Here is a 21,009-nt window from a genome sequence, read left to right on the forward strand (position 1 = left end):
GCAATCGCCCGACTCCCCTGATAAACTCATCTAAACTTAAACGCGGTTTTTGCTTGCCGCGTTCGCATACTCTCCCGAGGTCCTTCATGAAGCGCGTTCTTTTATTTCTGCTCTCACTGAGTTTCTTCGAATCTCCCCTGATGGCTCAGAATCTCGACAGTTTCTACAAACTTGGCCCGGACTCCCTCGAAACCGAAGGCGTGCCCCACGGCAAAATCTCCGGCCCGTTCAAAGTGGAATGCAAAGTCTATCCCGGCACGGCCCACACTTATTGGGTCTACGTCCCCGCCCAGTACGATCCAGCCAAACCGGCCAGCCTGATGATTTTCAACGACGGCCAGGCTTTTATGAACGAGAAAGGAGATATCCGGGCTCAAAATGTGATGGATAACCTTATCCATCGCCGAGAGATTCCGGTAATGATCGGCGTGTTCATCAATCCCGGCAAAAAACCCGAACAACCCGAGGCCAATCCTCGCGAGTGGGGAGACCGCACCACCAACCGGCCGACCGAATACAACACGCCGGACGACAAGTATGCCGGAGTCATCTGCGACGAACTCATGCCGGTCCTGAACAAGGAATACAACATTTCCAAAAATCCCGAACAGCGGGGAATCGGCGGGGCTAGCTCTGGTGCGATTGCCGCCTTCATGGTCGCCTGGGAGAGACCGAACGAATTTCGAAAAGTGCTGAGCATTGTCGGTAGCTTCGTGAATCTGCGTGGCGGACATGTCTATCCGGAAAGGGTCGCCGAGAGCGAGAAAAAGCCGATTCGGGTTTTCTTCCAGGATGGCCGGAATGACAATCGCGGCGAAGGCCGTAACGGAAGCTACGATCAAACTCGTGACTGGTTCTATCAGAACGTTCGTCTAGCCGATGCCATGACCAAAAAAGGATACGACGTGAACTATACTTGGGGCATTGGCCTGCATGGTACCAAACAAGGCGGAGCCATCCTGCCGGATATGATGCGCTGGCTCTGGCGGGATCAAAAAGTTTCAATCGACGTGAAGGACAAAGTCGAAAGATCGTTATTTAAGGGCGCGACCAAGTCCGAAGAGGCCCCAAAATCCAAGGATAAATAGGGTTTTCGTGTAGGCATGTGCGTTAGTCATTTGAGGATGGGAGGGTGCAATCCCCGCAACCTCCTGTTCGAAAATGAGAACTTCTGAAAAAACGGATAAAGCTACTTTTCGACGATTTTGATCTGCTTGGCGTCGTCTATTTCGATTCGAGGGACGCCATCCACCTCTTTGACAGTCCCCTTTACCTCGATTTTCTTATCTTTGAAATGGTCCGCAGGCTTCTCGATCCCTGCATCCTTAAGGCTGGTCGCACCTTTTTTTGTGATGACTACTGCGAAATTCTTTTCATCTCGAAAGTTCTCTTCCGCATCCATGTATATTTCACCACGAGCCTCCAGTCGATCCTTGGTGACTTTGACATCCATCTTGAGAGTAATTTCGCTACCCACTTTTTTGCGGGCTTCCACGGGGTTAAGGGCGTTGTCCGCCGCGGTAAAAAATGCAAGCGTCATCAGGCACATCGCGATTTTACCGACCATACTCAGTTCCTCATCGAAGAGCGATAAGCGGGAATCTCGGGGTCGCCACTCAATTTGTTATATCCGCGTTATGCACGGTGAAACATATCGACCAGGAAATGTCCGGCAATCTCGATGGATTACCTAATACGTGGAGTAGCCTTGGCAACTTCTCCTAGAGAATCTATGCCTTTACAATCCGAGCAGGACCGTTCAGCCCTGCCATCGCATTACGAGTATCGAGAATGAGCCGGGAATGGTTGGCGAGCAACTGCCAGTCTATCAGATCGTGATCGGTCACAATGAGAACGGCATCTTGTCGAGAGACAGTGAATGCAGTCAGTTCCACCGAATGCATTTTCTCGAAAGAATACTTCCTCATCCGAGGTAATACGGGAATATGCGGATCATGATATTCCACAATCGCGCCGCGTTCCTGGAGAAGATGCATCAACTCGAAGCCGGGTGATTCGCGCGGATCGTCGACATTTTTCTTGTAGGCCATGCCAATCAGCAGAATTCGACTGTTGGAAAGTGGTTTCCGCTCGGCGTTCAGGGCATCGATCAATTTTCCCAGAACGAACAGAGGCATTCGAGTATTGATTTCACCCGCCAGTTCGATGAACCGGGTACTCTGCCCGTGCTGGCGAGCCAGCCAGGTCAGATAGAACGGATCGATCGGTATGCAATGCCCACCCAGTCCCGGACCGGGAGTGAACGCCTGAAAGCCAAAGGGTTTAGTCCTGGCGGCGGCAATCACTTCCCAGATGTCGATCCCCATCGAGTCGTACAGAATTTTCAACTCATTCACCAGCGCGATATTGACTGCGCGATAGGTATTCTCCAGGATTTTTGTCGCTTCCGCAATCTCGGGCGAAGAAACCGGAATCACTTCGGCCGCCACCCCCCGATAAAGTTCGCAGGCGGCTTGCAGAGACACTGGATCCATTCCACCCACTACCTTGGGAAGCTGAGAGATGGAATGCGTCCGACTGCCGGGGTCTTCACGCTCGGGGCTATAGGCCAACAAAAAATCCAGGCCGCACTTTAAGCCACTTTCCTCGAGGAGCGGCAGAACCACGGTTCGCGTCGTGGTCGGATAAGTTGTACTCTCAAGGACAATTAATTGGCCGCCACGAATTCTTTGAGCGATCTCGCGACTGGAACGGGTGATGTAACTGAGATCTGGCTCCCGGGCCGGCGTCAGCGGAGTGGGAACGCAAATGATAATTGCATCCTGTTCGCGAAGCTGGTCGAAATCGTGAGTCGCTGCGAACCGGCTCGCGCGCATTTGCCGAACATCGTCATTTGAAATGGTTTGAATGTAGGATTGTCCGGCCTGTAACGATTGAACCTTATTTATGTCCGTATCGAAGCCGACAACAGGAAATCCCGACCGTTGAATGGCTCTTGCGAGAGGTAAACCAACGTAACCTAAGCCGATGATTCCCACATGGGCTTGTCGGGTGATTAATCGGTCCAGGAGAGTGGAACAGGCCGGATGGATCATATTTGCTGAATTAACCTGGATTTCGTCTTTGGCAATAGAAATCTCTTTGCATTCCCTAAGGCTTTTTCAGTAAACTAAGGATAAGAATATTATTCCCTTTGCATATTTTAGTGCTCAAATGGAGAGCCGCACATGGCCGTGAGCAGCGGTTTCAAACAGCAGTGCCCCAGTTGTGAGGCGTCAGTTCCCATCAAGGACGACTCGCTGGTTGGCAAAAAAATTGATTGTCCTAAATGCAAGTATCGGTTCGTAGTCGAGCAACCGGCTGCTTCTCCAAGCGACGACGAAGAAGAGAAAACCGAGAAGAAAGCAGCTCCCGTCAAGAATTCCAGCAAGGGTAAACCCCTCCCCCGTCGCGATGAAGACGAGGAAGAGGGAGGAGAAGCGAAGCCCGCGAAGAAAAAAGCCGGTTCGAACAATATGATGTTGGTCGGCGGCGGCCTCGGAGGTTTAGCTGTTATTCTGCTTATCGGCGCCTACGCCATGGGAATGTTCGGCGGCGAAGATAAACCGGTTGCGAGCAATAAGACCTCTACGAGTACACCGCCCCCCAGACCCGCTGTAACGCCCAGTTCGAACCCCTCGAATGAACAGCCTCCGGCTACAGAAACTCCTGCGGCTCCGACCGAACCGCCTGCGAATTCCACACCGACCGCTCAATCGGATCCCTCCGTTCCGGCTTCTTCAGGCGGCGATCCTACAAATCTGTTACCTAATGAAACTCAATTCGTGTTCCATCTGAACATGAACAAGTTTTATGGTAGCCCGATCGGCAATCGGCTTTTTGCTTCCGAGACCAAGACTAAGGACTTCGTCTATCAGAATTTGGGGATCCCGGCAGACAAGATCAAGGAAGTCGTCGTCGGTGCACACACCATCGAAGGATGGAGCTTTACCGTCGTCCGAAGCTCGACTCCGTTCGATCCGGTGAAGGTCCGAAATTCTCTCGGTCTCGCTCCCGGTCATTCCTCCGTTCGAAATTACAAGTACAGCCTGATTAAGTACAATCCGCTCATCGAAACGCTGGCGGCCTATGTTCAGGACATTGTCAACGATAATCTGGGCGACTCCGATCTCAAATTGTTCCATGGGCTTCCCGATCGCAAGATCGCCGCTTTCCTCGTGGACACCTCAACCTTAGTGGTCGGCGATGAATCGGTTGTCACGAAGTTTCTCAAGGATGATCTGAAACCTTCGACCAAATCGACTTTAAGCACCGGCGCTCTTTCCGATTCCAATGCTCCGGCTGGGGATGATTCCGAAGGTTCTGGTCGCGGTGGCAAAGGCGGTGGCGCTCCTCAGGGTCCCGGTAGCGGAGGCCCAACGCCACCTCCAGGACCCGGAAGTGGAGGTCCGACCGCACCTCCAGGACCGAAGTCATTTCCTGGTCCAGGAGGCCCGGGCGGACCTGGCGGGCCCGGTGGTAGAGGGGGAAACAACGTTCAGAATTACACAAACAATTCCAGCTATTTGACGATTTCTCCCACGCTGAAATTGATGATGAATCGATTGGAAGATTCCCCCACCGGAGTCGTGGCCAGTTGTGCCTTCTCTCTGCCGGATCTCTCCGGCCTGGGTGGAGCGGCCATGGGCGTGGTGAAGAATCAATTCTTACCAGGCAGTGATTCCGACCTCGTGAAGAAAAGCACCCCCGTCTTTGGATTCGTTCTGAAGGAGATTGATCAAAAACGGGCGGCTTTAAGCGTATTGCTGGAACAGAATGTCAAAGATGATGTCGCTCAGAAAATTGCGGCGGCGGGTAATCAATTTCTCAAACCGCTGATCGCCGCTTTGATCGAATCAGAATTCAACATTAAAGTGAAGCAAAATGGCGGCGGCCGCGGCCCAGGCGGCTTCCCCAACGGTCCCGGTGTGCCGGGTGGCCCGGGCGGCCCCGGAGGTCCGGGCGGTCCTGGCCGACCGGGTCAAGGCGGTCCTGGAAGTAATGCGCAATCCTATTCAAATCCGGATCAGGGTCAGGGTCCGGACTTAGAGAATCCTCTGCAAGGTAAAGGCTCGCCCCAAGTTCCTGGTCCGGGCGGCCCTCCCGGTGGTCCGGGTGGCCCTGGAATTCCCGGCGGTCCTCCTCCAGGTCCTGGCGTCCCCAATAGAAACGGTGGTGGACCCAATGGCGGGGACAACCAAGACCCGAATGGATCTACCGTGGAGTTTACCAGCAATGGTCGAGTTGTTACCCTGACCGTCGAAATCGACTGGTCGCGAAATATTTTCGATGCCCGAATCGCAGCTATTCTTGATGGTAAAGTGGATCAGCAGCGGTCGAAAGCCATCCTACTGGCCCAGCGAGCTCACTGGACATCGTTGGCCAAGCCTCTGAAGGAATTCCAGCGAGTCGGCGAATTTCCATACGGGGCTTTCCCGCGAAAATCCAATCCAGACCGCTTCATGCTGCCTTTCCCGGCCGATCAGCGAGTCAGCTGGATGTGCGAACTTCTTCCCGCTCTCGGTTATGATGCTCTCTCCCGGGATATTTTCCGGGATCTTCCTTGGAATCACTCCTCGAACCTCAAAGCAGGCGTTCGCTGGATTCCGGAATTCCTAAGTCCGGCTCAGCCCAGTAACACCTGGCGAGTGGAACTGCCTAGCGTTCGGCATCAGGACCTGGGGGCTACGCACTTTGTGGGCCTCTCCGGTATCGGCCTCGATGCTGCAGATCTTCCGGATACTCCGGAGAATGCCAAGAAACTGGGAATCTTCGGCTACGATCGCAAGACCAAATTCGCGGACATCGTCAATGGTGACGGCGCTGCGAACACGATCTTTGTAATGCAGGTGGCTCCAAATATTCCGCGTCCCTGGATTCGCGGCGGCGGTACGACGGTACAGGGAGTTCCTGAAACGAACAGCATGGCTCCCTTCCGAGTCATGCAACCCGATCAACGATTTGGAAACTATGCGATGATGGCTGATGGTTCGGTCCGCTACATCACTTCCAATATCTCTGATGATGTCTTCAAAGCAATGGTGACCTACAAGGGGGGAGAGAAGCTTGCCGATCTCGATCAGGCTGCCCCCAAGGAAGATCCCCAAGGTGTCGAAATCAAAGCCAACGTTCGCAACTTGCGAGCGGGGGAATCGGTTTTGTCCGACTGGCGCGAACATGAAATTAAAGAGGTTTATCTGAAAGTTCGAACGCCAGGCGGCATTCAAAGTGAAGATATCAAGGATGGTAGAAGTATAGTAATCGAAAGTTTTTACAGCTGTCCCTCGATCAATAACCCCATCTTCACCGTTCACATTGCTCCGACCGATTTCATCCTGGCCCTCGACGGTGATAATCAAGCGGATCTGGATCGCTTGATGGGAGCCCTGTCCAAACGAGCGATCGCCCCGGAGAAAGTGGAAAAGAAGAAATACGGCAATAAGAACTGCCGCCGCTTCGAATTGCAGATGGCCAAAGGCCGTTATGCAAATTTGATGTTTATCTCTGCGGGTAAAGTCGTGATTCTGGAAGTACCGATCGGACAAGTCAAGGATACCGATATCGAGACATTTTTCAGCTCAATCAGAACGGATGAGCCCAAGTTCGTTCGCGGTTGGCAACCCTTCGAACTTTCGCAGTCGGGTACCAAAGTCACCCTCGAAATGCCGGCTACTCCCGAGCAACTTTCCTCGGCCGCCAATCCGTTCCAGAAACTGTTCGTTTATCGCGATCGTTTCAACAAGGTAGGGGCTCAGTTCGAAGTCGAAATCGTCAGCGGTACTGAATACCCCGCAAACGACTACGATGGCAAGAAGGTCGAGAAAGAAATCGAATCGATGAAGCGGCCCGGAGTGGAGATCTATCAGATGGAACCTGTTCTAACGAATGAATTGCACGGTTTGCAATTCCGGATGCGGGTTACCACGGTGGATAAGGACAAGAAAGAGAAAGTGGAAAATTCGGTCAACCGGATTTATCTCTTCAACAACACGAAGGTCCGGGTTCGAATCCGCTTCTCCGATCTGGCAACCGAAGCGGAAATCAAACGCTACATGAACTCTGTGAAGCTCGAACAGCCCAAGAATTAAGTTCTCAAAGCACCCACATAGAGCCACGATGAATAATCGTGGCTTTTTTTATTTACCGAAGAGGTCCTGAATATCGGGACAGACCAGATGCGTTTTCCAATGATCGCTGGAAGTTGGAAAATCGCTGCGGAAATGCGTGCCCCGCGATTCCGTGCGCTTCAGCGCGGAATCGATCATTGCCCGGGCAACCGTCAGCAAATTCTGCAGTTCCCAGCCCTTCTGAGTGTCGAACTGCTTCACCAGAGCATAGCGGCACCAGAAATCGACATCCTGACGGGCTTCGGTCATCCGCTCCTTAGAACGGACGATTCCCATCTTTCGAACCATCAAGCTCCGGAGAGAGTTGGTCATATCGTCGATATCCAACCATTGCTTGGCGTAAGGTTCGATTTCGAATTTGAACGCTGCGACCGAGTTTAGGACTCCTCCTTCGCGTACGGCACGGACAGCCCCGTGAGCGCAGAGAGACCCGTAGACCAAGCCCTCGATCAGACTATTGGAAGCCAACCGATTCGCCCCGTGTAAACCGCTGGAAGTGACCTCCCCTGCCGCCCAAAGATTGCGAACGGAGGTCCGTCCAGTCTCGTCGACCACGATACCCCCGATCATATAGTGGGCCCCGGGTCGCACGGGAATACGGTCCTTGGTAATATCCAGCCCGAAAGTCTTGCAAACTTTGGCAATTCCGGGGAATCTCTTATGAGTCATCGCGGGATCGAGATGAGAAAGATCCAGATAGACGTTGGGATGTTGCGTGCGTTCCATGCATCGAAAAATTGCTTGCGAAACGATATCGCGGGGGGCCAATTCCGCCCGAGGATCGTCCTTCAGCATGAATCGTTCGCCGTTCACATCGCGAAGGTAGGCCCCTTCGCCCCGGACGGCTTCGCTGATCAAATGGCGTGCCGATCCGGCGACATAAAGTACGGTCGGGTGAAACTGCATAAACTCCATGTCTTGGAGTTTCGCCCCCGCACGGTAAGCGGCGGCCATACCATCCCCTGTTGCCACGGGAGGATTGGTCGTCTCCCGGTAAACCATGCCGCAACCGCCCGAAGCCAGAATCACCTGGCGGGCCCAGATCATCACTTTTCCCATCGGCTCCTTGTAAACCAGGGCACCGAGACATTCGTTTTCTTTTGTCAGCAAATCGAGCGTAAACGTGCCATCCAGAAGTTCGATATTGGGAGCGGCCTTCGCCCGCTCGATAAGAGCCCGCATCACCTCCCAACCCGTGGCATCGCCTAAAGCGTGCACGATACGGCGATGGCTGTGTCCCCCCTCCCGGGTGAGGGCGAGTTCCCCATTTTCGCGATCGAAAATCGTACCGAATTTGACGAGATCGGCGATTTGTTGCGGAGCTTCGCGAATCACCATCTCGACGATTGCCGGATCGCACAGCCCGGCGCCCGCGACCAGAGTATCATCAATGTGATTTTCGAACGTATCCTCGGGGGATAGAACGCCGGCAATACCTCCTTGAGCATAGGAGGAATTGCTTTCCCGAAGTTTGTCCTTGGTGATTAGCAGAACTTGTAAGTCACTGGGAATCTCCAGTGCGGCCCGGATGCCAGCGATGCCCGCTCCGATAATCAGCACATCGGCGAAGCGATGGTATTCGCGGCGGGTATCAAAAGAGACTAGAAATCTATTGGGAACCATACCCAATAGTGTAGGGAGTAAACGGTTGCTGAATCGAGCTACTTCGGATCCCCGGAACCGGAAGCCGATCCCGAAGTGGCCCGCTTGTAGGCGTCGTCGAAACCCGGAGGAGCGTTACCGCGGGTTCCGCGCTCAGTTTTGGAGTCGGAATTTCCTTCGAGCTTGATGGTTTCGCTGCCGCGATTGAGCATACTGGCCCCTTTGGAGCGGGAACCCGATTTCGCTTCCTTCTTTTCCAGCTCCACCAGTCGCTGGCGTTCGCGGTTTAAGGCTTCTTCGGCCGATTTCAGGAACTGCTCGTACTGTTCGGGGGTCATTTCGACCTGTTTCAGCATTTCCTTGTTCGACTTATTTTTGCGGAAATCCTCCAACTGCAGTTCCGCGGCCTTGACCTTATTTTTAAGATCAGCCACCATCGGATCGATCTTATCCTCACCGCCTCCGGAAGCGGGATTGACTGGGAGTTCGCCCTTCAAATTGCCATCCTTGGGAGCCTTGCCGCCGAGTTTATTGCCTTCCTGATCCTTCTTGGCCAGTTCGCCCTTGTCCATCTTGGGATCTTTGGAATTTTTGGGATCGGCTTTAGGATCCTGTTTCGGATCCCCCTGGGCAGTATCCTCCTTGCCCTCTTTCCCTTTAGAAGCGGCATTATCGCCCTCTTTCTTGGCCGCGTCGTTCTTACCTTCCTTGCCTCTGGGTGCTGGCTCTTTGTCCTTGGGTCGATTTTGAGCCAATTCATCGGCCTTTTTCTTCAGTTCCTGCAGACCCTTCTGAACTTCCGGATCCTGCATCTGTTTGGCGAGATCCTGCATCATCTTCTGCATTTCAGGATCTTTCTTCAGCAGATCCTGAAGTTCCTTCGCGGCCTGTTCCTGCTGTTTCTGATCCTTGGCCTGTTGAGCCAGATCTTTTAAGTCGTTCTTTCGAGCTTGATCCATGGCGTTTTTCATCGCCTCTTCCAGGTTCTTCCGCTTTTCCGGATCCTTGGCCTGATCGAGCATATCTTTCATCATCTTGCCGGCCATGTCTCGGGTTTTAGGATCCTTCATGAGATCGGCGATATTCTGCTTCTGCTGGTCGGAGGATTTCTCGCCAGATTTCTGAGCAGAATCTTTCAGACTGTCCTGCCGAGCTTTATCGGCAGCATTCCGCAATTCCTGAGCGGCCTCGGGATTTTTCTTCTCCATCTGGTCGGCCAGTTTCTCGGCTTGCTGGCGATTTTTCGGATCTTTCAGCATCTCCTCGAGATCCTTTTTCGCCTGCTCGGTGGATTGGCCGCCGTCATTCTTTTCCGTGTTTCCAGTGGCGTTTTTCTGCGTCTTATCGCCGTCTTTGGGTGCGTTCTGGTTCGGATCTTTGTTCTCGGGCTTACTTTGCTTCTTGGTCAGACGGTCGACATCCTTTTCCATTTTCTCCTGGGCTTTGGCGTTATCGCGAGCCTCGTCCACTTTATTTTTCAAGTCGTTTCGCGTCTGATCGTTCGGGGCATTCTTTTCCCATTCTTTCGCTTTCTTCTCCGCCTCGGCTCTCAGCTTCTCATCGCGTAACAAGCGTTCGAGCCGGTCCTGCTTGGCTTTGTCGAATTTGGCGTCCTTACTGTTCATTTCTCGGTCGAGCTGATTCATCTCCTGCTGGAGATCAGGCTGTTCCGAGCCGCCTTCGTTCGATTTACCTCCCGACTGCTTCGTATTCTGTTTACCGGGCTCGTTTTTCGCCTGTTGATTGGCTGCGCGATTTTGCTGAGCCTGCTCCATTTTCTGAGCCGCTTCCTTCCCGGCCTGAGGATCGTTCTTTTCGAGGTTCTTCTGTTCCTTGGCTGCCTGCTCCTGATCGCGGGGGTTATTCGATTCGGCGTTTTTAGCAATCTGATCGACGTTTTCCTTCTGGCCTTTCTGAGCCGAATCCTTCATCTGTTTCTGGAAATCTTCCTTCTTCTTCTCATCGCCCGCGTTCTTGGCCAGATCGTCCTTCATCTTCTCGGCCATCTGGCGCGTTGCCGGATCCTGCATCAGTTTGTCCATCTCCTTTTTGCCCTCGGCCTGCCGATTGGGATCGTCCGATTGCATCTTGGAGGCGGCTTCTTTGAGATTATTTTCCCGGCCCTTATTCATGGAATTTTCGAGTGCCTGCTGCTGCTGTTGAGCACCACCCTCACTCTTCTGATTAGCTTTTTCCTCCGCCAACTTCTGACCATTTTGCCGGGAATCCGGGTTCTGCATCTTCTGATCCAGATCCCGCTGCGCTTTTTGAGCCTCCTGGGGATCGGGGGATTTCGACTTCTTGGAAAGCTGATCGATATCCTCTTTCTCCTGGGCATTCTTCTTGGTTTGCTCAACATCCTTTTCAAAGTCTCGCTTCTTCTGGGGATCCTGGATGTCGTTCTTCATCTTGTCCAGTTCGTTCTGCATTTCCTGCTTTTTCTTCGGATCCCGTAACAGACGATCGACATCCTCTTTCTGCCGGCTATTCATCTTGTAGTCTTTGGAGGCGATTTCCCGGGAAAGTTCGCCCGGTTCGGGCGGAGTGCCTTGCTGGGAATTCTTCTCATCCGGTTTGCCCGGTGAACCGGGGCCCGATTCCGACTTCGACGGGTTCGACTGATCTTTCTTGGGATCAGCCGATTCCTTGGGCATTGGGGCGGTTTCGGATTTTTCGTCCGATTTGCGGCCGGGATCATTCTTTGTCCCGTCGGCCTTCGGCTGAGGATTACTTCCCTTGACGGGTTGCGATTTGGGACTTCCTGACTCTCCGGGCATTGGGGACTGCTCCGGAGGATTGTTCGATTCCTTGCCCGATGGATCTTTTTTGGCCTGCGTATTCTTGTCGTTCAAAGCTTTCTGAATTCTGTCGGCCTGGCGCTGGAGTTCTTTATCCTTTTCGGATTCGCCACCGGATTCCGAACCTGGTTTTGTGTCCTTGTCGTCGACCCCTTTATTTTCCTTATTCGGCATGGCCTTTGGGTCGGCTTTGCGGTTCTTTTTCTCAGCGCCGGGCTGATTATTGGAATTCTCCGAACCCGGATCGCGACTTTGCGTTTTCTGATCGTTCGAATTACCCTGGCCGGGATTCTTCCCAGGTTGATCCTGGGCATTCGGATCCTTCTTGGGCACCTCGGGCTGGCCGTTGGCATTTTTGGGTTCTCCAGGTTGATTCTCCCCGGGCTGTTTGGGCTCCGGCTGGGCCGGATCGCGCTTTTCTTCCTCGTTCTTCTTGTCCTGCTGCGCGTCGAATTGCTGCTTTTCCTTGGCGAATTCCTCGCGTTTTTTCTGTTGTTGCTGAACCTTGTCTGCCGCTTTTGCGGGCGCGAGGATCTTGACTTTCTGACGATTGGAATAGCCCCGGTTAGGCCCCGGCGGTACGTCGCAATTGTCGATGGCTTCGAGCCAGTACTCGATGATCATGCCTTCGGCGATCTGGAATTTGGGATCGAAGCCGCGGAGTTGACTCAGTTCCACCTGATCCTTATAGTTCAGGAGAGTGGGGTAGGAATTATCCTTCTCTCGCTTGAATTCCTTCCCATCGCGATAGGGTTTTTCCTTCAACGCTTCGACGCGCGGCGCGACCACTTCCATTCTCAGATTCATACGGCTGATGCCGTGGTCGTCGGTGGCGATTCCTTCGACTTTCAAGGTGTCGTTCAAAGGCAACTCGATCATTTCTTCCTTGGGCAAAGTGATCCGAACTTGAGGAAGTTCATCGCGGAGCACGCGAATAACTAGCGGCCGGGGATCGGATTCCCCTTCTCCCGTGGTGGGAGTAAATCGAATTACGCAGGTTTTATCTTCGTCGAGTTTGGGCAGCTTGAATTTCAGGGCCATCGGTTGATCTGGGATCGGTTCGCCGACAACCTCCAGAGTCGCCTTGTTGATCTCATCGGGAATTAGAAGCCGCCCGGATTTCACAGGCCGATTACCATAGGCCGTGATCGTCACTTCGGTGCCTCGGATAGCTTCGATGTCCGGAGTTTTCTCATTTTCCAGCATCTGCATTTTCCAGCGCAGATATTCGGGATACTGGAACTTCAAATCGAACTTGGTGAAAACCGGCTTGGCATCCAGAAGCGCGATCCGATATTTCTGCGGGTCGCTGTTTCGATCTCCTTCGGTGGTGGTGAAGAAAATTCGATAGCCGCCGTTCTTTTCCATGGGGAATCGGAATAGGAGTGCGTCCGGACGATCGGCCGGAATCTCGGCATCATAAGTTCGCGGCTGCCCTTCGATTTGCAGGTAGCCGCTTTTCACCGTGCGGTTGGTGCTGGCCAGCAGTGTAACTTCCGTGCCGTAGTAGTTGAAGAGATTCGGGTCGTTGGTCTTTTCATCCGGCTTACCGAGATAAGCGGGCAGCTTGTAAATCACATCGAATCCGGTCAAAATCGGAATGATTTTGCAGGTGATGTGATGTTTGGGTGTCTCCACGCCAGCGGCGCGAAGCTGGTAATCGAAGCCTTTACGAACCTGATTCCCTTTGACGGTGATGCCCCAAAGTCGGCGATCATCAACGGAAACGTCCAGGGCGCGATCTTCGAAGTTTTCGGGATCCTCCGGATTGTACCAGATGCGAAGTTTGGCAGAGTCCGGATCGGTCGCTTTGGGAATCCGGCCGAGAATACGAACCTCGAAACGTATGTCCTCCCCAGAGAAGACTGTGGTATCGCCTTCCTTAGGAGTTTCCTGCACAAGATCCGTACGGGTCGGTGGCAGGAAGAAAACAACTGCCGCGCCCAGCGCAAAGAAGCCGGCGAGGCAGGCCGTCCAGAGGAAGGATTTCGCCTCGCCAATTTTGGTCAGGTCGGCCTGCTTCAGATCTTTGGCGGCTTTAGCACTGAGAGCGACTTTGATGGACGGGGCAACCTTTTCATCCTCGTGCAAGTCAATCCAGTTCACCACACTATTTTTGTGATCGGCGATGGCCTCTTCAACTTTACGCGCCGCATAGTAGGGATTGATGGTGTTGCGACTTTTGCGAAACAGCTGGATGTAGGCATAGATCCCAGATATAAGCAGGAAGCAACTCAAGGCCGCCCAACCAACACCCGGCTTCGTGGAAACGTAGCGGTCGATGAGTAATGCGACAAAAAGAAATAGGAAGAACGAAGCCAGTACAGTCAGCGAAACCGAGAGGATATCGACCAGACGTATCCTCTTGCGAACTTCTTCGATCTGTTTGCCAACAAATTCTTCGTATTTAGACGCATTTGCCTTCGGGGCGTCGAGCAGCGTGGCCATGCGATAGTCTCTCTCGATGAATCCGGCCAATAATCCGGGGATGATACTAATTAATTATAGTTCGGCGTCCCAGGATTTGAAACGGATCTGTACCTAACTATTTCGACGAGTGAGAATCCCCCGAAGTTGTTTATTTCGGTGGATTTTCCCGGTCATCGCCCTGTAATTTCCCATGCTCGACGGCAATTTCCGCCGCTAAGCGGGCATTTTCCACAATCAAACCGCGATTCGCCTTCAATGTCCGCCCTTCACTGAGTTCGGCAATCCGCTTCAAAAGAAACGGCGTCAGTGCCGATCCGGCGATGTTGAGTCGTTCGGCATCCCTCTCCGCCCGATTCAACCAGGTCAGAAAATCATCCGGCTCAATCGATAAATCCCGTGAAATCGGATTCGTAACGAGAATGCTGTCCTGAGTGAATGCCGAGAGCTCGGCGATCTCTCGCGGGGTATCGAGCCTGAACGGTACGGGCAAGCCGCTGGAACTGACGTAAAAGGCCGGGAATTCCTCGGTCCGATAACCAATCACGGCGATGCCGAAAGTTTCCAGAAGCTCCAGCGTATTCGGCAAATCGAGAATATTTTTCGCTCCAGAGCAAACTACGGTCGTTCTTATCCGGGTGAGTTCGAACAAGTCGTTGGAAATGTCAAAACGCGGGGCGGGGGAACGGTGCACGCCGCCAATGCCTCCCGTGGCGAAAAACTGAATGTGGGCTTCTTCGGCAATCCGGCAGCTGGCTGCCACGGTGGTGGCGGCATCCAGTTTTTTCACTCGCAACCAGGCCAGATCCCTGCTGCTGGCTTTTCGAATCTCTTTAGAATTCGCGAAGAACTCGATCTGCTTTGGATTCAAACCGATGACTGGCTCACCTTGAAGCACCCCGATTGTAGCGGGAATCGCCCCGGCCGCCCGGACGGCCGCCTCCGCGGCCAGGGCAGTTTCCAGATTCGTTGGATAGGGCAAGCCGTGGGAAATCAACGTCGATTCCAGTGCAACAATGGGAAGCCCCTGATCCCGGGCGGAATTGATTTCCTCGCTACAAAAATTGCGGTAGGGTTTGAATTCCATCGGACTCATACGGACCTCAGCGGTTGATATCTCACTCAAATCGTCTAGCATCAATTTATCAATTGTTTCAAGCGGGATACGCCTTTACTATGACCGAGTCTGAATCCAAAGCTCTCACATGCGAAAGCCTTCTGCGAGAAATTGCGGCTTCCAACCCTCCACCCTGGTATCCTCGCGTCTTCGTGTCTCAGCATTCGGTGGATCGCCAGAAACTCGATGAATTGCTCACTGAACTGCGACTTTCGGGAATCATTCAGCTCACGGAATGGCAGAAAGAATTCGGACAGGGTTATCGAATCACCGCTTACGGGAATGAAGTGCTCGGCAATCCCGTGATGATGGAACGGCTGAAAGGGCCGTTCGAAGCTCAGTCGATCAAGCTGAAAACCACCGAACCGCCGACCAAGAAAGATGCGCTTCAGACTTCCGCGTTTGAAAGAGGCGAGATTGTTCGCGAAGCGCTTCTCATGCCCAAAAAAGCGATTGTCACCAACATCTTAATCTCCCTGAATTTGCTGATATTCGCTCTCTGTCTAGCCCAATGCTTCCGTTGGGAAATTTCGCCGGTGAAATTTCTTTTCTCCGGAGATTTCGAGGTTATTCGCCGGATGGGGGGATTAACCGCCATGGAGATAGCCCGGGATCATTGGACGGGGCTGTTTACCTATGCTTTTCTGCACTTTGGAATTCTACACCTGGGCGTGAATATGTATTCTCTCTATCTGCTCGGCCGGTTTCTCGAGACAGCCTGGGGTTCAGGGCGGTTTCTAATCATTTACATGCTGTCGATACTGGGGGGCTCCACCGCCAGTCTGATTTTCGAACCGGGAACACCCGCTGTTCCGACTCTACTGGCCGGTGCCTCGGGTGCCATCTGGGGATTGAGCATTTCCTACATCGTCTGGCTCGTCTGGAACCGCACCTTTATTCCGCCGAATATCTACCGGGAATCGGTTCAGAATTTTATGATTGCGATGGTATTGAATCTGGGAATAAGTTACCTGCCGCATATCAGTCTCGCCTGCCATCTGGGGGGTGGAGTGATGGGAGGAATCGCCGCGACCTTGCTCTATCTGCACTGGCATTACTCTCCTTCCTGGAAATCGTTTGCGTTCGCCATGCTCTCCCTACTGCCCGTGTTCTGCATCTCATTTATTTTGAATCAGATGAAGAATTCGCCCGATTGGATTGCGATTATGGATGTGGCCAAGCTCTTAAATTAATCGGGATTCGCATTTTTCAAAAGTGGCCCGGAGCAGGTCCTTAAAGGCATCAATTGCGAGCCCTGCTGCGTCCATTCGATCTGCTGAATAGATAAGGCTTTGCCCGTATTTTCATCAATTTCCAGGAGAACGCCATTCATTCTCGGGTCCTCCTCTTCCACGTCGAAATTCGTCGGGATCATGTTCAACGCGTGCTCGACGATCGGTTTCGCCTTCCGTCCCAGAATCCCGGCGTGTCCGCCAGTCATTCCGACATCGCTGATGTACGCCGTGCCTTCCGGGGTCACCTGGGCATCGGCGGTCACCACATGGGTGTGCGTTCCGACAATTGCGGAAACCCGGCCGGCAAAGTAGTGTCGGGCCTGGTATTTTTCGCCCGTGGCCTCGGCATGAAAATCGACCAGAATATTGGTGGTTTGCTTGCGGATTTCCGGAAGCAGTAGATCCAGCGTTCGCAGCGGGCAATCGACCGCCTTCATGAAGAGTCGTCCCAAGAGCGAAACGATCGCCAGGGAATGACCTCGTTCGTTTTTCAAAACGGCGAAGTTCTTTCCTGGGGCATCACTGGGGAAGTTGGCGGGTTTGACCACCGGTTCGCCAGAAGTGAGAATCGGCAGAATATCCGGACGGCGAAAAACGTGATCGCCCATCGTCAGACCATCGACACCGGCCCGACGAAGAGCGTGAAAATTGCTGGGATACATTCCGGAACCGGAGGCGACATTCTCGGCGTTGGCAATCACGAAATCGAGAGACTGCTCCGCTCGGAGCGCCGGGACGGCTTGTTTGATCAACTTGAGTCCCGGCGTACCCACGATGTCGCCGATGAAAAGGAGTCGCATGACCCAATCCGGAGTTAGCGGGCAATTTCGATGAAGCGCTGCTCTCGAACGACAGTCACCTTGATTTCGCCCGGGTAGTCGAGCTGCTCTTCTATCGATTTAGCGATTTCGCGGCAAATCCTCAGACTATCCGCATCGTTGATCTGGTTCGCGTTGGCGACGACCCGCAGTTCCCGACCTGCTTGAATGGCAAAGGCCTGTTCAATTCCCGGAAATCCGCAGGCGATGGCTTCCAACTGCTCCAATCGCTTGACATACTTCTCCAGCGTCTCGCGACGTGCCCCCGGACGACTGGCGCTGATGGCATCGGCGGCCGCCACAATCACGGTGTAGATGTGATCGACGGTAATATCGTCGTGATGGCCGATAATCGCGTGCAGGACGTCCTTATTCGTTTCGCCGTACCTTTTGGCCAGTTCGGCGCCGATTTTCGGGTGCCCGCCTTCCATTTCATGATCGGCTGCTTTACCGATATCGTGCAGGAGCGCGCAACGGCGCGCCAGCTTGGAGTCCAACCCGAGTTCCGCCGCCATCATGCCGGAAAGATGGCACACTTCGAGGCTATGTTGCAGCACATTCTGACTGTAGCTGGTCCGGAATTTCAAGCGGCCGAGCAAGTGTACCAATTTTTCGTGAACGTGGCCCACGTCGGCATCCACGACGGCTTTTCGGCCGATTTCGTTGATGTGCTTCTCCATCTCCTGCTGCGTTTCCAGAACGACTTCTTCGATCCGAGTGGGATGAATCCGACCATCCTGAATCAGCTTCGCCAATGCCAGACGAGCCGTCTCGCGGCGGATATTGTCGAAAGCGCTGACGATGACTACCCCAGGCGTGTCGTCGACGATCACATCGACGCCAGTGACTTTTTCGAAGGTCCGAATATTGCGACCCTCGCGGCCGATGATTCGCCCCTTCACGTCATCGCTGGGGATATCGACGGTACTGACGGTGGTTTCCGCGGTGTGCTGGGCGGCATAGCGTTGAATCGCAGAAGCCAGGATTTCGCGAGACTTCTGGTCGGTAATCGATTTGAGCCCTTCTTCGTGCTTGCGAATTCTCTCGCCAATCTCTCCGGAAAGCTCCTCTTCGACCCGGGCCATCAGAAGCTTCTCGGCGTCTTCCCGGCTCATACCGGTAATCTGGGAAAGAAGCTTCTTCTGCTCGGTGAGGGTCACTTCCAGATCGTTCGACTGCTTGTCCAGAACCTCCTGCTTTTCAGCGAGTTTCTTCTGGCTTTTTTCCAGATCCCGTTCTTTTTTCTGAATCTGGGTCTGCCGCTGTTCGAGGTTGTCTTCTTTTTTCTCCAGTTTGCGTTCGAGATCGCGGAGATCGGTCCGCATCTTCTCGGTTTCGCGATTGAATTCGTCGCGCTTCTGGAAATATTCGTCTTTGACGCGCAGCTCGGCTTCCTTCCGAATGCGATTGGCATCCTGGTCGGCTCGGCCGCGAATTTCCTGGGCTTCCTCCTCGGCTTTCTGCCGGGCGACCAAACCCAGATTTTCCTGTTGGGTGGCGATGCCAGACATCTTCTTTTTGGTGAAGAAATGTCCAACGGTGACGCCGACGATCAGAGCCAACAGACCCGCCAGTCCAATTGACGGGAAATCAATTTCCGCTGTCAGTCCAATTGACGCGAGAAACACAAAGTGCCTCCTAATCCATCACTGGAAGAAGGTACGCTATTAGACAGGTCGATGTCCTTTTAGAACGACAGGAGAGCGATTTTTGGAGAGTGGTCTTCGCTCGCTTTGGAAACACCCCGATCCATCACTGTGAGAGACTTGGTAGTTAAGTCGTCTAATGGCATAGAAGGTAATTCTTCGATGGAATGAGGGGTTGTTTTTCCCGGAAAAACCTGCCGGTACCGGCACTGTTTCTCCGAAATAAGACCGCGCCCTCATTCGTAAATTCGAAATAGACCCGTTCAAAAGACGCAGACAGGCCAGGCATAACACCAGTGTCAGAAGGAGTGTCAGCAAAAGTTCTAAATACAGCACGACATGCATACGCGCACAGTTAGTCCAATGAATAATATATGGACGGCAGGGGCCATATTTTCGACGAGCAACCTGCGATCCAAATTTGAAAATCAAATTATTTTGCTATTATGAGATGCGCCGGGGGGGGTGGTCAACGAAAAAAGCGAGGGAAAGCCTCGCTTCGTTCATAAATTCCACTTGAGTTGCGCTTTTTAAGACCGCAAGCTGAAATAGAAGGACACCATACCCGTCAGAATGCTTTGCCAGAGCAGCAGATTAATTTCCTGGACAATATGCGGCATGATCAGGCATTGGATGATGACTTCCGCCGTCATACCGATGGCTGAAACGATCGATAACCAGGCCATGATGGTTTGCAGAAACGGCGACCTGGAACTCGGTAACGGCCTCAGCAGGATTCCCAGCAAAAAGCCGATCCCCGTCGACAGGAGAAACTGGGGGAAATAGGGAATCTGATCGGAGCTCGGCGTCAATCGCGACCAGAGTCGATCGCTGTCGAATTGGTACTGATAAACCAGAATTCCGATGGTTCCCCCCAGCAATAGAAAGCGAATTACCCCACGCGGAAGATAAAGCGGATTTCCCAATCCCTTGGCGTAGGCGATTGTACTCCCATGCGAGATGAAGAAAATCATCACCATCGCCAGTAAAAAGTACAGATTGAGAGGCACGCTCGTCGTAACATTCTGAGGTAGACTCAGAAGTACCCAAAGTTGAACGGTAATCAGAATGCTGAGAATGGCGCGCACGCTACCCGGGGGTAAACCCAGCGGCGGTCTCAAGTCATCATCGTCCGGTACATCTTTCATGGTGTTCTCCTGAAGTGCTATTCGATCAGTTCCGGATCCAAATTTGGGAAATTCTCGCCGGGGTTTCAAACAATTTTAGGGGATTAACGGCAAAACGCCTTGACGATATTAGCACGAGCATTAGAAATAATGGTTCTTCGAATTTGAAACGGAGCTGAGCTTTTATGTCTACATATATGGCAAATGAGGCCAACACTACCCAGGCGTGGTTTGTGATTGACGCCACCGACAAAGTAGTCGGTCGTCTTGCCGTCCAGATTGCCACGATTTTGCGTGGGAAACACAAGCCCACCTATACGCCGCATTGCGACACGGGCGATTTCATCATCGTTCTAAACGTCGATAAGATTAAATTCACCGGCAACAAGTGGGAAAGCAAGTCCTATCAGACTTACAGCCACTATGCCGGTGGCCTCAAGATCACCAGCGCCAAAGAGATGCTGGCCAAGAAGCCGGATGAGATCCTTTATCAGGCAGTCAAGCGGATGGTTCCCCGAACCAAGTTAGGCCGCGCTCAGATGTCCAAGCTGAAATTGTACGTGGGCTCGGAGCATCCTCACCAAGCCCAGAAACCCGTTGAACTCAAGGTTAGCTGATCCTTTAAACACACCGGCCCGAACGCCGATCTCAGGGAATTATAACTGATGGCTGCAACGAAAGATTATGTGGGCACTGGTCGACGGAAGTCCTCGGTTGCCCGTGTTCGCATCAAGGAAGGCAGTGGCAAGATCCAGGTTAACGGCCGACAGCTCGATCACTTCTTTACCGAAGAAAAAGATCGTAACGCTGTCACCGGCCCCCTGGTTCTCACGGACTTGGCCAACCGCGTGGATGTAACCATCACCGTTAACGGCGGCGGCATCACGGGACAGGCGGGCGCTGCCTCTCAAGGCGTGGCCCGAGCACTGAAGACCATGTTTGGCCCGGCACCCACTACCGCCGACGAACCGGAAACGGAAAGCAGTGGAATTGCCAAAAAGCTCCGAGATTCCGGCTACCTCACCCGCGACAGCCGCATGAAAGAACGCAAGAAGTACGGCCGCAAGGGCGCCCGCAAGAGCTTCCAGTTCTCCAAGCGTTAATCTGCTTGC

At 53.1% G+C, this 21,009-nt stretch carries 13 protein-coding genes; 5 read left to right on the forward strand and 8 right to left on the reverse strand.

The features are described 5' to 3' along the window. Positions 1-86: 86 nt before the first annotated feature. Positions 87-1,088, forward strand: a complete 1,002-nt coding sequence (locus KIH39_RS12160) for an alpha/beta hydrolase (RefSeq protein WP_213499785.1) — start codon at positions 87-89, stop codon at positions 1,086-1,088. Positions 1,089-1,189: 101 nt separating this feature from the next. On the opposite strand, the gene KIH39_RS12165 is transcribed toward KIH39_RS12160, so the two are convergent. Next, the gene (locus tag KIH39_RS12165; protein WP_213499787.1) at positions 1,190-1,567 is read right to left on the reverse strand and encodes a hypothetical protein; all 378 of its coding nucleotides are present in this window, start codon (positions 1,565-1,567) and stop codon (positions 1,190-1,192) included. Between the two features lie 163 nt (positions 1,568-1,730). After that, entirely contained in the window at positions 1,731-3,056 is a 1,326-nt protein-coding gene (locus tag KIH39_RS12170; protein WP_213499789.1) for a nucleotide sugar dehydrogenase, read from the reverse strand. A 132-nt stretch (positions 3,057-3,188) separates the two neighbouring features. Between KIH39_RS12170 and KIH39_RS12175 the strand changes: the two genes are divergently transcribed. Next, positions 3,189-7,088, forward strand: coding sequence for a DUF1559 family PulG-like putative transporter (locus KIH39_RS12175; protein ID WP_213499791.1), 3,900 nt, complete (start codon positions 3,189-3,191; stop codon positions 7,086-7,088). 48 nt (positions 7,089-7,136) lie between these two features. On the opposite strand, the gene nadB is transcribed toward KIH39_RS12175, so the two are convergent. The 3 genes from nadB to KIH39_RS12190 form a co-directional block, all read right to left on the reverse strand. Then, a complete protein-coding gene (gene nadB / locus KIH39_RS12180; protein WP_213499793.1) occupies positions 7,137-8,750 on the reverse strand; it encodes an L-aspartate oxidase in 1,614 nt (537 codons plus the stop codon). Positions 8,751-8,788: 38 nt separating this feature from the next. Then, complete coding sequence (locus KIH39_RS12185) at positions 8,789-13,975, reverse strand: hypothetical protein (RefSeq protein ID WP_213499795.1); 5,187 nt, start codon at positions 13,973-13,975, stop codon at positions 8,789-8,791. Positions 13,976-14,105: 130 nt separating this feature from the next. After that, complete coding sequence (locus KIH39_RS12190) at positions 14,106-15,050, reverse strand: pseudouridine-5'-phosphate glycosidase (protein WP_213499797.1); 945 nt, start codon at positions 15,048-15,050, stop codon at positions 14,106-14,108. Positions 15,051-15,130: 80 nt separating this feature from the next. Between KIH39_RS12190 and KIH39_RS12195 the strand changes: the two genes are divergently transcribed. Next, on the forward strand, positions 15,131-16,264 hold the full coding sequence (locus KIH39_RS12195; RefSeq protein ID WP_213499799.1) for a rhomboid family intramembrane serine protease: 1,134 nt from the start codon (positions 15,131-15,133) through the stop codon (positions 16,262-16,264). On the opposite strand, the gene KIH39_RS12200 is transcribed toward KIH39_RS12195, so the two are convergent. The 3 genes from KIH39_RS12200 to KIH39_RS12210 form a co-directional block, all read right to left on the reverse strand. Further along, the gene (locus tag KIH39_RS12200) at positions 16,261-17,106 is read right to left on the reverse strand and encodes a TIGR00282 family metallophosphoesterase (RefSeq protein ID WP_213499801.1); all 846 of its coding nucleotides are present in this window, start codon (positions 17,104-17,106) and stop codon (positions 16,261-16,263) included. The two genes, KIH39_RS12195 and KIH39_RS12200, sit on opposite strands and share 4 nt — an antisense overlap. Positions 17,107-17,120: 14 nt before the next feature. Then, a complete protein-coding gene (gene rny / locus KIH39_RS12205; protein WP_246539673.1) occupies positions 17,121-18,752 on the reverse strand; it encodes a ribonuclease Y in 1,632 nt (543 codons plus the stop codon). Between the two features lie 548 nt (positions 18,753-19,300). Then, positions 19,301-19,918, reverse strand: coding sequence for a hypothetical protein (locus KIH39_RS12210; protein WP_213499803.1), 618 nt, complete (start codon positions 19,916-19,918; stop codon positions 19,301-19,303). A 164-nt stretch (positions 19,919-20,082) separates the two neighbouring features. Here KIH39_RS12210 and rplM point away from each other — a divergent pair, with 164 nt between their 5' ends. After that, entirely contained in the window at positions 20,083-20,514 is a 432-nt protein-coding gene (gene rplM, locus KIH39_RS12215; protein WP_213499804.1) for a 50S ribosomal protein L13, read from the forward strand. Positions 20,515-20,562: 48 nt separating this feature from the next. Continuing rightward, positions 20,563-21,000, forward strand: coding sequence for a 30S ribosomal protein S9 (gene rpsI / locus KIH39_RS12220; protein WP_213499806.1), 438 nt, complete (start codon positions 20,563-20,565; stop codon positions 20,998-21,000). The last annotated feature ends 9 nt before the right edge of the window (positions 21,001-21,009 follow it).

Source organism: Telmatocola sphagniphila (assembly GCF_018398935.1).
Classification (GTDB): Bacteria; Planctomycetota; Planctomycetia; order Gemmatales; family Gemmataceae; genus Telmatocola; species Telmatocola sphagniphila.

What these genes read in the sequence shown, in the direction of transcription:
- KIH39_RS12190 (WP_213499797.1), bottom strand. Translation starts at nt 15,050, where the DNA reads ATGAGTCCGATGGAATTCAAACCCTACCGCAATTTTTGTAGCGAGGAA.
- rplM (WP_213499804.1), top strand. Translation starts at nt 20,083, where the DNA reads ATGTCTACATATATGGCAAATGAGGCCAACACTACCCAGGCGTGGTTT.
- KIH39_RS12200 (WP_213499801.1), bottom strand. Translation starts at nt 17,106, where the DNA reads ATGCGACTCCTTTTCATCGGCGACATCGTGGGTACGCCGGGACTCAAG.
- KIH39_RS12210 (WP_213499803.1), bottom strand. Translation starts at nt 19,918, where the DNA reads ATGAAAGATGTACCGGACGATGATGACTTGAGACCGCCGCTGGGTTTA.
- KIH39_RS12185 (WP_213499795.1), bottom strand. Translation starts at nt 13,975, where the DNA reads ATGGCCACGCTGCTCGACGCCCCGAAGGCAAATGCGTCTAAATACGAA.
- KIH39_RS12175 (WP_213499791.1), top strand. Translation starts at nt 3,189, where the DNA reads ATGGCCGTGAGCAGCGGTTTCAAACAGCAGTGCCCCAGTTGTGAGGCG.
- nadB (WP_213499793.1), bottom strand. Translation starts at nt 8,750, where the DNA reads ATGGTTCCCAATAGATTTCTAGTCTCTTTTGATACCCGCCGCGAATAC.
- KIH39_RS12165 (WP_213499787.1), bottom strand. Translation starts at nt 1,567, where the DNA reads ATGGTCGGTAAAATCGCGATGTGCCTGATGACGCTTGCATTTTTTACC.
- KIH39_RS12195 (WP_213499799.1), top strand. Translation starts at nt 15,131, where the DNA reads ATGACCGAGTCTGAATCCAAAGCTCTCACATGCGAAAGCCTTCTGCGA.
- rpsI (WP_213499806.1), top strand. Translation starts at nt 20,563, where the DNA reads ATGGCTGCAACGAAAGATTATGTGGGCACTGGTCGACGGAAGTCCTCG.
- KIH39_RS12160 (WP_213499785.1), top strand. Translation starts at nt 87, where the DNA reads ATGAAGCGCGTTCTTTTATTTCTGCTCTCACTGAGTTTCTTCGAATCT.
- KIH39_RS12170 (WP_213499789.1), bottom strand. Translation starts at nt 3,056, where the DNA reads ATGATCCATCCGGCCTGTTCCACTCTCCTGGACCGATTAATCACCCGA.